This window comes from Dysosmobacter sp., from assembly GCF_034093755.1.
Classification (GTDB): Bacteria; Bacillota; Clostridia; order Oscillospirales; family Oscillospiraceae; genus Oscillibacter.
The window spans coordinates 68,949-80,623 of record NZ_JAXEBZ010000013.1 but is presented as its reverse complement, the minus strand read 5'-3'; the positions used below and the strand labels follow the sequence as shown (position 1 = coordinate 80,623).

At 63.9% G+C, this 11,675-nt stretch carries 11 protein-coding genes; 9 read left to right on the top strand and 2 right to left on the bottom strand.

Annotation, left to right across the window (positions count from 1 at the left end):
• Nucleotides 1-219: 219 nt before the first annotated feature.
• Both SOX55_RS01660 and SOX55_RS01655 read right to left on the bottom strand, forming a co-directional pair.
• Entirely contained in the window at nucleotides 220-1,902 is a 1,683-nt protein-coding gene (locus SOX55_RS01660) for a DAK2 domain-containing protein (RefSeq protein WP_325285695.1), read from the bottom strand.
• Between the two features lie 13 nt (nucleotides 1,903-1,915).
• Complete coding sequence (locus tag SOX55_RS01655; protein WP_325285694.1) at nucleotides 1,916-2,266, bottom strand: Asp23/Gls24 family envelope stress response protein; 351 nt, start codon at nucleotides 2,264-2,266, stop codon at nucleotides 1,916-1,918.
• A gap of 299 nt (nucleotides 2,267-2,565) precedes the next feature.
• On the opposite strand from SOX55_RS01655, the gene rsmD reads away from it, so the two are divergent.
• The 9 genes from rsmD (at nucleotide 2,566) to mraY (ending at nucleotide 11,655) form a co-directional block, all read left to right on the top strand.
• Complete coding sequence (gene rsmD / locus SOX55_RS01650) at nucleotides 2,566-3,129, top strand: 16S rRNA (guanine(966)-N(2))-methyltransferase RsmD (protein WP_325285693.1); 564 nt, start codon at nucleotides 2,566-2,568, stop codon at nucleotides 3,127-3,129.
• A 5-nt stretch (nucleotides 3,130-3,134) separates the two neighbouring features.
• Nucleotides 3,135-3,629 carry a pantetheine-phosphate adenylyltransferase gene (gene coaD, locus SOX55_RS01645; protein WP_325285692.1) on the top strand — a complete coding sequence of 165 codons (495 nt, stop codon included), beginning with the start codon at nucleotides 3,135-3,137 and terminating at the stop codon, nucleotides 3,627-3,629.
• Complete coding sequence (locus SOX55_RS01640; protein WP_325285691.1) at nucleotides 3,622-4,164, top strand: hypothetical protein; 543 nt, start codon at nucleotides 3,622-3,624, stop codon at nucleotides 4,162-4,164. Before coaD ends, SOX55_RS01640 begins: the two co-directional genes overlap by 8 nt.
• 351 nt (nucleotides 4,165-4,515) lie before the next feature.
• Entirely contained in the window at nucleotides 4,516-4,959 is a 444-nt protein-coding gene (locus tag SOX55_RS01635) for a division/cell wall cluster transcriptional repressor MraZ (RefSeq protein ID WP_325285690.1), read from the top strand.
• A 12-nt stretch (nucleotides 4,960-4,971) separates the two neighbouring features.
• Nucleotides 4,972-5,919, top strand: coding sequence for a 16S rRNA (cytosine(1402)-N(4))-methyltransferase RsmH (gene rsmH / locus SOX55_RS01630; protein WP_325285689.1), 948 nt, complete (start codon nucleotides 4,972-4,974; stop codon nucleotides 5,917-5,919).
• Between the two features lie 50 nt (nucleotides 5,920-5,969).
• Entirely contained in the window at nucleotides 5,970-6,536 is a 567-nt protein-coding gene (locus SOX55_RS01625; protein WP_325285688.1) for a hypothetical protein, read from the top strand.
• Nucleotides 6,537-6,633: 97 nt separating this feature from the next.
• Nucleotides 6,634-9,027, top strand: a complete 2,394-nt coding sequence (locus tag SOX55_RS01620; RefSeq protein ID WP_325285687.1) for a penicillin-binding transpeptidase domain-containing protein — start codon at nucleotides 6,634-6,636, stop codon at nucleotides 9,025-9,027.
• A 110-nt stretch (nucleotides 9,028-9,137) separates the two neighbouring features.
• Nucleotides 9,138-10,580 carry a UDP-N-acetylmuramoyl-L-alanyl-D-glutamate--2,6-diaminopimelate ligase gene (locus SOX55_RS01615; protein WP_325285686.1) on the top strand — a complete coding sequence of 481 codons (1,443 nt, stop codon included), beginning with the start codon at nucleotides 9,138-9,140 and terminating at the stop codon, nucleotides 10,578-10,580.
• A 94-nt stretch (nucleotides 10,581-10,674) separates the two neighbouring features.
• Complete coding sequence (gene mraY, locus SOX55_RS01610) at nucleotides 10,675-11,655, top strand: phospho-N-acetylmuramoyl-pentapeptide-transferase (RefSeq protein ID WP_325285685.1); 981 nt, start codon at nucleotides 10,675-10,677, stop codon at nucleotides 11,653-11,655.
• The last annotated feature ends 20 nt before the right edge of the window (nucleotides 11,656-11,675 follow it).

Genomic DNA, 11,675 nt, shown 5'->3' with positions numbered 1-11,675 from the left:
CCGCTGCAACCCAGCGAAGCGGTTGCAGTGGGGAGAGGAGGGGCAACGGAGCGGCATGAGGACGCCCTCCCCCGCAGGGCGCTCCGAATGGAGCGAAGTTTGCCCCGACGAAGTGCGCGCGGCGGGCCGCAGCCTTTCTCGCAAAAGTGGCTTCGCCACTTTTGCGAAAGTCAAACCCTCCCGGACCGACAGGTCCGGGAGGGTTTGCGCTTGCGGGGGTTACTCCATGGAAATAATATAGTAGTAGACAGGCTGGCCGCCGGACAGCACGGAGATCTCCGCGTCGGGGCAGGCGGCGGCGAAGCGCTCGCCGGCTTTCTGGGCGTCCTCCTCGGACACGTCCTCACCGAAGTACAGGGAGACGAAGGTGGCCTCCCGGGCCACGGCGTCCCGGGCCAGCTTGTCCAGCAGGGTGTCCAGCCGGCTGTCGGTGCCGAAGAGCTTGCCCTCCTCCAGGGCCAGGTAGTCTCCCTCCCGGATGGCGAAGCCGTCGAAGTCGGAGTCCCGGGCGGCGTAGGTGATCTGGGCGGTGGTGACGGAGGACAACGAGGCGGTCATGGCCTCGGTGACGGACTCCGTATCCTCGGCGTCGAAGTCCACGTTCATCATGGCGGTGATGCCCTGGGGAACGGTCTTGGTGGGGATGACCACCACGTTCTTCTCCGTCAGGGCGTCGCACTGCTGGGCGGCCATAATGATGTTGCTGTTGTTGGGCAGCACAAACACGGTCTCGGCGGGCACCTTGTCCACGCCCGCCAGAATGCTCTCGGTGGAGGGGTTCATGGTCTGGCCGCCGGACACCACGGCGTCGGCGCCCAGGTCCCGGAACAGGGCAGCCAGGCCGTCGCCGGCGCACACCGCCAGGAAGCCGAACTTCTTCTCCGGCGCGGCCACCACGTGGCCGGTCTCCTCCTGCGCGGACTCCAGGGCGGCTTCCTCCGCCTCCAGATCGTCCACGCTCTGGGTCTTGCGGCCGGCGGCCATGTCCTCGTACTGGGTACGCATGTTCTCGATCTTGGCCAGCTCCAGCGTGCCGTACTTCTGGGCCTCGTTGAGGGCGCTGCCGGGGATGTCGGTATGGACGTGAACCTTGAAGGCCTCGTCGTCCTCGCCGATGACCAGGCTGTCGCCGATGCTGTTCAGGTAGGCCCGGAAGGGCTCAATGGATTTGTCGGAGGTCTTGCGGACGATGAACACCGTGTCGAAGGTGAAGGTGATCTCCTCGTCGGTGAGGGCGGCGAAGTCCGCCTTCTCCTTCACCGGCTCGTCCGCCGTCTCCGGCAGGGGCTCGCCCCGCAGGGCCGCCAGCATACCCTCCAGAATCAGCAGGTAGCCCTTGCCGCCGGCGTCCACCACCCCGGCCTTTTTCAGCACCGGGTTCATGTCGGTGGTCTGGGCCAGAGCCTCCCGGCCCTCTTCAATGGCGGCGGAGAGCACCGCGTCCAGATCGTCAGTTTCGGCGGCGGTGTCCACGGCCCGCTTGGCGGCCAGACGGGACACCGTCAGCACCGTGCCCTCGGCGGGCTTCATGACGGCCTTGTAGGCGGAGGAGACGCCCTCCTGCATGGCGGCGGCGAAGGCGGCCGCGTCGGCGGTCTCCCGGCCCTTCAGGCTCTTGGAGATGCCCCGGAACAGCAGGGACAGAATGACGCCGGAGTTGCCCCGGGCGCCCCGCAGCAGGGCGGAGGCGGTGATGGAGGCGGCCTTGTCGATGGTGGCCGGCTCGCTCTTCCCCAGCTCCGCCACGGCGGTGGCGATGGTCATGCTCATGTTGGTGCCGGTGTCGCCGTCCGGCACGGGGAAGACATTCAGATCGTTGATGGCCTGCTTTTCACGGGTGATGCAGGCGGCGCCGTGCAGCACCATGCGCTTGAACAGCGCACCGTTGATTTGTTCGTTCATTGGCGTTCCTCCGTTACAGCGTCATGGAATCCACGCAGACGTCCACGTTCTTCACGGCGACGCCGGTGTTCTTGGTGACGACGTAGCGCACCTCGTTCATAATGGAGGAGCAGACGGCAGGCAGGTTCACGCCGTTTTCCACCACAATGTGCAGCTCGATGGAAATGGTCTCGTCGTCGTTGTAGGTGATGCTGACGCCCTTGCTCATGGCCTCCCGGCGCAGCAGGTGGACCAGGCCGTCGGTCATGGAGCGGTAGGCCATGCCCTTGACGCCGAAGCAGTTGGTGGCGGCCATGCCGGTGATATTGGTAAAGACGGCGCTGCTGACGGAGATCTCGCCCTGATCAGTCTTGAATTGAATCATGGGAACATCCTTTCTTTCTCAGTTTCGACGGGAAAGGGGATCGTAACTCCCCGGAAATGCGAAAAGTACGGAATACTTATATCAGGAGTATTATATACGGTTTTCCCGGAAAGCACAAGCAGAAAAAACGCCGCCGGGACCGCGGACGGGGAAAAGATGCGGGAAAGGGCGGGAGGGTCCGGAAAATCCCCGGGATTTTGGCTGTTGGGTATTGAAAAACGGGAGAAAGTGCCGTAAAATATTAAATTGATTTTTTCTGCGCTCCCCCGGAGACGCGGGGAAGGAAAAGGAGAGAACCCATGAGAGTGATTACCGGAAGCGCCCGGGGCCGCCGCCTGCGGGAGCTGGAGGGGATGGAGACCCGTCCCACCACCGATCGGGTGAAAGAGGGCATGTTCAGCGCCCTGCAGTTTGACATTGAGGGCCGCCGGGTGCTGGACCTGTTTGCCGGCACCGGACAGCTGGGCATTGAGGCACTGTCCCGGGGCGCCGGTTCCGCCGTGTTTGTGGACCGGCGGGCCGACGCGGTGAAGCTGATCCGGGAGAACCTGAAGGTGACGGAGCTGGCGGACCGGGCCCAGGTGGTGGCGGGGGATTCCATGGAATACCTGAGCCGCCTGCGGGAGAAGTTTGACATCATCTTTCTGGACCCGCCCTACGAGGCGGGGCTGCTGGAGCCGGCCATTGCCCACATTGCCAGGTTTGACATTCTGAATCCCCATGGTATAATCGTAGCGGAGTGTCCCGCCGGCCGTCCGCTGCCGGCGCTGGAGCCGCCTTACCGCATTCACCGCTCCTACCGGTACGGCAAGATCGGTGTGACGGTCTACCGCCGGATGGGAGAGGGAAAGAGCGAGGAGTGATACCCATGAAAACCGCTGTTTGTTCCGGGACCTTTGATCCCATTACCCTTGGCCACCTGGATGTGATCCGCCGGGCCGCCGCCTGCTTTGACCGGGTTTACGTCTGCGTCAGCCCCAACGCCGAGAAAAAGTGCCAGATGTTCACGCCGGAGCAGAAGCTGCGGCTGGTGCGCACCGCCGTGGCGGACATCCCCAACGTGGAGGCGGAGCTGTACAACGGCCTGCTGGCCCAGTTCGCCGTGGACCACGGCGCCACCGTCATTGTCCGGGGCGTGCGGAACGCCAGTGACTTCGACCTGGAGGTGCAGCTGGCCCGCATCAACCAGGGCATTTACAGTCAGCTGGAGACGCTGTTCCTGCCCGCCGCCGCCGAATACCAGCATTTCAGCTCCTCCATGGCCCGGGAGATGATCCGTTACGGACAGCCCCTGGAAAAATATCTGCCAGCGGCCATTCTGCCGCTGGTGCGGGAAATGAGAAAGGATGAAGAACATGGCTAACGCGGATGTGAACCGTCTGATTGATATGCTGTGTGAGCGGATTGAGGACGCCAAGTCCCCGGCCCTGAAGCCCGGCATGAGCATTGTGGACCGGGATGAGCTTCTGGACCTGCTGGACGAGCTGCGGGCCCAGCTGCCCATTGAGCTCAAGCGGGCCCAGGAGCTGCTGGCCGCCCGGGAGAAGTTCGTGGAGGACGCCAAGCGGGACGTGGACCGCATGATGCGCCAGGCGGAGCTGGAGGCCAAGGCCAAGGTCTCCGAGAGCGAGGTGATGGCCGCCGCCCGGGAGAAGAGCCGCCGCATCATCGCCCACGCCGAGGAGCGCACCCGGCAGATGTATCAGGTCTGCAACGAGTACACCGAGGACGCCCTGTCCCGGACGGCGGAGGCCATTCAGCTGGCCCAGGACGAGCTGCAGCAGGCCCGGGTCCGGTTCCGCGCCGCCTCCAGCGCCAGGATGCAGGAGCAGCGCGCCAAGCTCCAGGAGGGGCAGAAAGATATGGAAACTGACAAATCCGACGAAAATCAGGACTAAATTTCGTTGAATCGTCCAAAAGCTATTGGATAGTTTCTGAAAAAAGAAAGTTTTGATCTATATTTTGTAAAATATAACCGCCCGACACAAGATATTGTGTCGGGCGGTTTTTCGGCTTTATGGAAACCGGGCGGCAAAAGAGAACCCGGCGCCCCCGCCGGGGAAAAATGACGCCGATTTGGGAAATAATGGATGCTGACAGGGCGGTTTTGGCGAAAAAAAAGCCTTGCAATTCCGCTTTGTTTTGTTATACTTTGAATATGAGGTGGGGAAAAGTGGTGGAAAGTGCCATGATGGGGGTGATCAGTCCCATTCCCGCCCTGTAATCATCCAAAAAAGGGGGGAGACGGCATGGCGAGACTGCTGGGCAAGTCCAACAACAGCATCGACACCAAAGGCCGCATTGTGATCCCCTCCACCATGCGGGAGGCGCTGGGCGACACGTTTTATATCACCATCGGCGCCGAGCAGTGCCTGACCATCTACCCGGAGAGCAAGTGGGAGCAGATCTCCGACGAGATGGACCAGCTGCCCTATACCGAGGCGCTGGCCCTGAGCCTGCTGTACGCCAACGCCGTCCAGTGCGAGCCGGACGGCCAGGGCCGCATCCTGATCCCCGCCACCCTCCGGTCCTACGCCGGGCTGAAGAAGAACGCCACCATCGTGGGCCTCAACACCTTTGCCCAGATCTGGGACGAGGCCACCTGGGCGGAGCGGGAGAGCCAGATGCTCCGCAGCGGCAACATGGCCGCCGCGCTGGACGCCCTGTCCCGGAACCGCCGGGAAGGCAGATAAGGGGGCGGCTCCGTGGAATATGCGCACGTTCCCGTGCTGCTGCACGAGTGTATTGACGCTTTGAACATCCGTCCCGACGGTGTGTACGTGGACGGGACGCTGGGCCGGGCGGGCCACTCCCGGGAGATTGCCCGGCGGCTCACCACCGGACGGCTCATCTGCATTGACCGGGACCAGACCGCCATCGACGCGGCGCAGGACCGGCTGGCACCCTGGCTGGACCGGGTGACGCTGGTTCACAGCAACTTTGATCAGCTGGGGGCCATTCTGGAGGAGCTGGGCGTTGCCGGCGCCGACGGAATGCTGTTTGACCTGGGCGTGTCCTCGCCCCAGCTGGACGATCCCGCCCGGGGCTTTTCCTATATGCACGACGCCCCGCTGGACATGCGGATGGACGAGACGCAGCCCCTTACCGCCAGGGACGTGGTGAACGTCTGGAGCGAGGAGGAGCTGCGGCGCATCCTCTTTGACTGCGGCGAGGAGCGGTACGCCCCCGCCATTGCCCGGGCCATCGTCCGCCGCCGGGCGGAGAGGCCCGTTGAGACAACCCTGGAGCTGGTGGACGTAATCCGCGGCGCCATGCCGGCGGCGGCCCTGCGGGAAAAACAGCACCCCGCCAAGCGCAGCTTCCAGGCCATCCGCATCGCCGTCAACGGCGAGCTGGACGCCCTGCCGCCCATGCTGGAAGCGGCGGCGGACAAGCTGTCCCCCGGCGGACGGCTGGCGGTCATCACCTTCCATTCCCTGGAGGACCGCATCGTGAAAAAGACGCTGCAGCGTCTGGCCACCGGCTGCACCTGCCCGCCGGAGTTCCCGGTGTGCGTCTGCGGCAGGAAGCCAAAGCTGCGGCTGGTGAACCGGAAGCCCATTGTCTCCGGCGGAGAAGAACTGGAAGAAAACCCCCGTGCCCGCAGCGCCAAGCTGCGGGTGGCGGAAAAGTGTGATCCTATGGATCTGTAACCCGGCGGAAGGCCGGTGTGTGTCATTACGGAAGAGGGGAGGGACCTGGCGTGGCGTCTGCGGCCCGGGATCTGCGATACAACCGAAACAGCTATGTGTCTGACAATCTGGCCCGGGAGCTGGACCGGGATCTGGACCGGGAAGTCCGGGAACGGGAATTCCGCCACGCCGGCGAGGCGCGCCGGGAGGAAGCGGCGCCCAAGGTCCGCACCCGCGCCGCGGAGCGTCCCCTGGTGCGGGAGCGCCAGAGGGTGTCCTGGGTGTCCGTAACCGGCTTTGCCGCCGTGGTGGTGATGGCGGTGATGGTGCTGTTCTGCTACGTGCAGCTGACCCAGATCTCCTCCCAGGTGGTGGCGCTGAAAAAGCAGCTGGATGTGCTGGAGGCGGACAACGCCGCCCTCACCGTGCAGTACCAGCAGATGTATGATCTGAGCACCGTGAAGGAGGTGGCGGAGGCCGCCGGCATGGCCAAGCCCCGCGCCAGCCAGATCTATTACGTGGACCTGTCCAGCGGCGACAGCGCCGTTGTCTGCCGGCAGGAGGACCCCGGCGTGCTCAGCGCGGCGGCAGCCCGCGTCAGCGAGGGCTTCAGCGCCCTGCTGGAATATTTTGATTGACCGAAGTCATATGGATACGCAGGGAGTAAGAAGGATGACTTCTTACTCCCGCATTCGCTTTCGGCGTTTTATGGTTGGAACAGAAAGGAAATGATTCATGGCGGAAAAACGCAGGAGTGACGCTGCCCGGCGGGCCAATCAGGTTGTCCGCAGCCGGACTGTGCTGCTGATGCTGCTGTTCGGCGTGTTCACCTTTGTGCTGCTGTTTCTCAAGCTCTATGACCTGCAGATTCTCCGCCACGAAGAGCTGCAGCAGGAGGCGGTGGCCCAGCAGACCCGTTCGGCGGTGGTGACGGCCTCCCGCGGCGCCATCTATGACCGAAACGGCCTGCCCCTGGCCCAGTCCGCCACGGCGGAGACGGTGAACGTGAACCCCCGGGACATCCGGGACTTCATCGCCGAGCAGGACGAGAAGATCAAGGATGAAAAGATGGAGGCCGCGGAGAAGAAAGACAAGGACTACATCGCCCGGGGCCTGGCCCGGATTCTGGAGCTGGAGGAGGACACCGTCCGCAAACAGCTGGATAAGGTGGAGTCCGCCTATGTCATCGTGAAAAAGCGGGCGGACAAGGCGGTGGCCGACGAGGTGCGCCGGTTCATCAACGGCGAGATCGACGACCAGGGCAACCCGGTGGAGGCAAAGCAGCAGCGGAAGATCCACGGCGTCTATCTGGAGCCGGACTCCAAGCGCTATTACCCCTACAGCACCCTGGCGGCCCAGGTGGTGGGCTTTGTGGACGCTGACAACCGGGGCGCCTACGGCCTGGAGAGCCGCTACGAAAGCGACCTGCAGGGCACCTCCGGCCTGACCGTCACCGCCAAGACCAACACCGGCCAGGACCTGCTGTATCAGTATGAGCAATACTACGACGCCGCCAACGGCGACGAGCTGGTGCTGACCCTGGACACCAACATCCAGTACTACCTGGAAAAGGGCATGGAGTCCATGCTCACCAGGTTCGACGCCAAAAACGGCGGCACCGGCATCGTCATGAACGCCAAAACCGGCGCCATTCTGGCCATGGCGTCCTTCCCCACCTTCGACCTGAACGATTACAGCGCCATCTATGACACAAAGCTTCAGGAGAGCCTGAGCCAGACCCTGGCGGAGATTGAGGCCAAACGATCCTCCTACGCCACGGAGGAGGAGTACAACGCGGCGGTGGCCAAGGCGAAAAGCGACGCCCGGGGCCGCCAGTGGCGCAACCGCTGTATCACCGATACCTACGAGCCCGGCTCCACCTTCAAGCCCATTACCCTGGCGGCGGCGCTGGAGGAGGGCGTGGTGAACATGAACACCACCTTCAACTGCACCGGCAGCGTCCTGGTGCAGGGCTGGGGAAAGCCCATCTACTGCTCCAAGCACTCCGGCCACGGCATTCAGGACCTGAAAACCGCCACCGGCAACTCCTGCAACCCGGCCTTCATCAACATGGGCATGCGGCTGGGCACCGAGACATACTATGACTATCTGGAGGCCTTCGGCCTGATGGAGTCCACCGGCATCGACGCCTACGGCGAGGCGGAGAGCATCTTCTCCTCCCGGGAGCGGTTCTGCACCGGCGTGGTGTCCCTGGCCTCCTACGCCTTCGGCCAGACCTTCAACGTCACCCCGCTGCAGCTGATCCGGGCCCAGGCGGCCACCATCAACGGCGGCTACCTTTACGAGCCGTACCTGGTGGAGCAGGTGCTGGATGACCGGGGCAACGTGGTCATGCAGCACGATGCCAGCCCCGTCCGGCAGGTCATCAGCGAGGAAACCTCCGCCAAAGTCCGGGAGTGCCTGGAATACGTGGTGGCCTCCGGCACCGGCAAAAACGGCCAGGTGGCCGGCTACCGCATCGGCGGCAAAACCGGCACCGCCGACAAAACCGGCAACAAGGACAAGGAAGTGGTGGTGTCCTTCATGTGCTTCGCTCCGGCCAATGACCCGGAGATCATCATGCTCATCACCATGGACACCCCCAGCCGCACCACCGGCACCTACGTCTCCGGCGGCAACATGGTGGCCCCCACCGCCAGCCAGATCATGGGCGAGATCCTGCCCTATCTGGGCATAGAGCCGGATTACAGCGCCGAGGGCCTGGCCGCGGCGGACGCCACCGTCCCCAATGTCACCGGCAAGACCCTGGAGGAGGCCGCGGCCCGGCTGCAGGAGCTGGGCTTCGCCTACCGCACCGTGGGCGGCGGCGCGGCTGTCACCGACCAGACTCCCGAGGGCGGCAGCATCGTCCCCGGCAGCGCCACCGTCATCCTCTACATGGGCGAGCAGAAATCCACCGACCCCTGCACCGTTCCCAACGTGGAGGGCATGACGGCGGCGGAGGCCAACACCGCCCTCACCAACGCGGGGCTGATTCTGCGGGTGGCCGGCACCACCTCCGGCTCCGGCAACGTCCGGGCACTGTCCCAGGATGTGGCCGCCGGAGAGAAGGTTGCTCCCGGCTCCGTCATCACTGTCCGCTTCGGCGACAGCACCGTGCTGGATTGACAGCAGGTTTTGCAGGGTTTCCGGCACGAAACCCCGTATACTTTGCGCCTGAGACTGCTTAGAATAAGAAGGCTGGAAAAGCGAAATACACAGAAAGGGCGTTATGTGCCATGAAACTGAAAGAACTTCTCGCCGGGGTTCCCGTCCGCAGCCTCTGCGCCGACGGGGAACTGGAGATTACCGACATCAGCTACGACTCCCGCAGGACCGTGCCCGGCGGGCTGTTTGTGGCCATCAGCGGCTATACCATGGACGGCCACGCCTACATCGGCAAGGCGGCGGAAAACGGCGCCGTCTGCGTGGTGTGCGAGCGGCCGCCGGAGATTGACATCCCCTACGTGCTGGTGGAGCACTCCCGGCGGGCGCTGGCGCTGCTGGGCGTCAACTGGTTCGGCCACCCGGCGGAGCAGATGACCATGACCGCCGTCACCGGCACCAACGGCAAGACCTCCACCACGTACCTGCTCAAGGCGGTGCTGGAGGGGGCCAAAGGGGCCAGGGTGGGCCTTATCGGCACCAACCAGAACATGATCGGCAGCGAAGTGCTGGAGACGGAGCGCACCACGCCGGAGTGCTTCGAGCTGCAGAAGCTGTTCCGCCGGATGCTGGACGCCGGCTGCACCCATGTGGTGATGGAGACCTCCTCCCACGCCCTGTTTGAGGGCCGCACCCACGGCATCCGGTTCGACGTGGGCATCTTCACCAATCTGACCCAGGACCACCTGGACTTCCACAAGACCATGGAGAGCTACTGCGACGCCAAGGCCATCCTGTTTCAGAATTGCAGAGCCGGCGTGGTGAACGCCGACGATCCCTGGACGGAGCGGCTGCTGCGCAATGCCTCCTGCACCCGGCTGACCTACGGCGTGAAGCCCGGCGCCGACCTGCGGGCGGAGAACATTGAACTGGAGGCGGACCACGTGGCCTTTGACGCCGTGACGGCGGAAAAGCGTGTTCCCATCCGGGTGAACATCCCGGGGCGGTTCATGGTGTACAACACCCTGGACGTGCTGGGCGCCGCCCTGGAGCTGGGGGTCTCCCTGGAGGAGAGCGCCCGGGTGCTGGCCTCCGTCCCCCATGTGAAGGGCCGGGTGGAGGTGGTTCCCACCCCCGGCAAGCCCTACACCGTCCTTATCGACTACGCCCACAGCCCCGACGGACTGGAGAACGTGTTGCTGTCGGTGAAGGACTTCGCCAAGGGCCGCACCGTGGCGGTGTTCGGCGCCGGCGGCGACCGGGACCGCACCAAGCGCCCCAAAATGGGCCGCATCGCCGCCGGTATCGCCGACTTTGTGATCGTCACCTCCGATAACCCCCGCACCGAGGACCCCGACGCCATCATCCGGGAGATTCTGGCGGGCATGGAGGGGACCGATACCCCGTATGTGGCCATTACCGACCGGGTGGAGGCCATCCACTACGCCATGGACCACGCGGAGCCGGAGGACGTCATCGTGCTGTGCGGCAAGGGCCATGAGACGTATCAGGTGGTGGGTACCGAAAAACGCCATATGGATGAACGGGAGATCGTGGCGGAGTACCTGCAAAAGTAAAACAGCGGCCGGGGATTTGTCCCGGCTGCCAGCGAAAGGAGAGCGCCGTCCGCGGCATTGGGGCCGCGGAGGCGCGGGAAGGGAGAAAGAGAACATGGAGAGTATCATTGCGCTGATCGCCGGCTTTTTCGTGACGCTGGTCATCGGCCATTTTCTGATTCCGAAGCTGCGCCGGCTGAAGGCCGGCCAGATGATCCGGGAGGACGGCCCCACCTGGCACGCCTCCAAGGCCGGAACGCCGGCCATGGGCGGCATCATGTTCATTCTGGGCACCGGAGCGGTGATTTTCGTCCTGGGCTGGGAGCAGATGCTCTCCGGCCGGTTCACCCATCTGTATGTGTACCTGTTCGCCCTGGTGTTCGGCCTCATCGGCTTTGTGGATGACTACCGCAAAATCCGCCAGCACCAGAACGAGGGCCTCACCGCCCGGCAGAAGTTCCTGCTGCAGCTGGCCGCCGCCATGGTGTTCCTGGTGCTGATGCGCTACGAGGGGCTGCTGACCAACCGCCTGTATCTCCCCTTCCTGCAGCGGAACATCACCATCAACTGGGTGGTCTACCTGGTGTTCGCCGCCTTCGTCATGGTGGGCTGCGTCAACGCCGTGAACCTCACCGACGGCATCGACGGCCTGGCCGCCAGCGTCACGTTTGTGGTGATGCTGTTTTTCACCATGACCTGTATCCTGTGGGAGCTGTCCCCCCTGGGGCTGTTCCCCTCCGCCCTGGCCGGCGGCCTGGCGGCGTTCTACGTGTATAACCACCATCCCGCCAAGGTCTTTATGGGCGACACCGGCAGCCTGTTCCTGGGCGGCGCCGTGGCGGCCATGGCCTTCGCGGAGAATATGCCCCTGATTCTGATTCCCGTGGGCATTATTTACATCGCCGAGACCATGTCGGACATCATTCAGGTGGGCTATTTCAAGGCCACCCACGGCAAGCGCTTTTTCAAAATGGCGCCGCTGCACCACCATCTGGAGCTGTCCGGCTGGAACGAGGAGAAGATTGTGGCGGTGTTTTCCGTCATTACGCTGGTGGGCTGCACGCTGGCCTACTGGGGCCTGCAGGGCCGCTATTGACTGCTGACCGGACGCCGTCA

What these genes read in the sequence shown, in the direction of transcription:
- mraY (WP_325285685.1), top strand. Translation starts at nt 10,675, where the DNA reads ATGGAGAGTATCATTGCGCTGATCGCCGGCTTTTTCGTGACGCTGGTC.
- SOX55_RS01660 (WP_325285695.1), bottom strand. Translation starts at nt 1,902, where the DNA reads ATGAACGAACAAATCAACGGTGCGCTGTTCAAGCGCATGGTGCTGCAC.
- SOX55_RS01615 (WP_325285686.1), top strand. Translation starts at nt 9,138, where the DNA reads ATGAAACTGAAAGAACTTCTCGCCGGGGTTCCCGTCCGCAGCCTCTGC.
- SOX55_RS01640 (WP_325285691.1), top strand. Translation starts at nt 3,622, where the DNA reads ATGGCTAACGCGGATGTGAACCGTCTGATTGATATGCTGTGTGAGCGG.
- SOX55_RS01620 (WP_325285687.1), top strand. Translation starts at nt 6,634, where the DNA reads ATGGCGGAAAAACGCAGGAGTGACGCTGCCCGGCGGGCCAATCAGGTT.
- SOX55_RS01655 (WP_325285694.1), bottom strand. Translation starts at nt 2,266, where the DNA reads ATGATTCAATTCAAGACTGATCAGGGCGAGATCTCCGTCAGCAGCGCC.
- SOX55_RS01635 (WP_325285690.1), top strand. Translation starts at nt 4,516, where the DNA reads ATGGCGAGACTGCTGGGCAAGTCCAACAACAGCATCGACACCAAAGGC.
- coaD (WP_325285692.1), top strand. Translation starts at nt 3,135, where the DNA reads ATGAAAACCGCTGTTTGTTCCGGGACCTTTGATCCCATTACCCTTGGC.
- rsmD (WP_325285693.1), top strand. Translation starts at nt 2,566, where the DNA reads ATGAGAGTGATTACCGGAAGCGCCCGGGGCCGCCGCCTGCGGGAGCTG.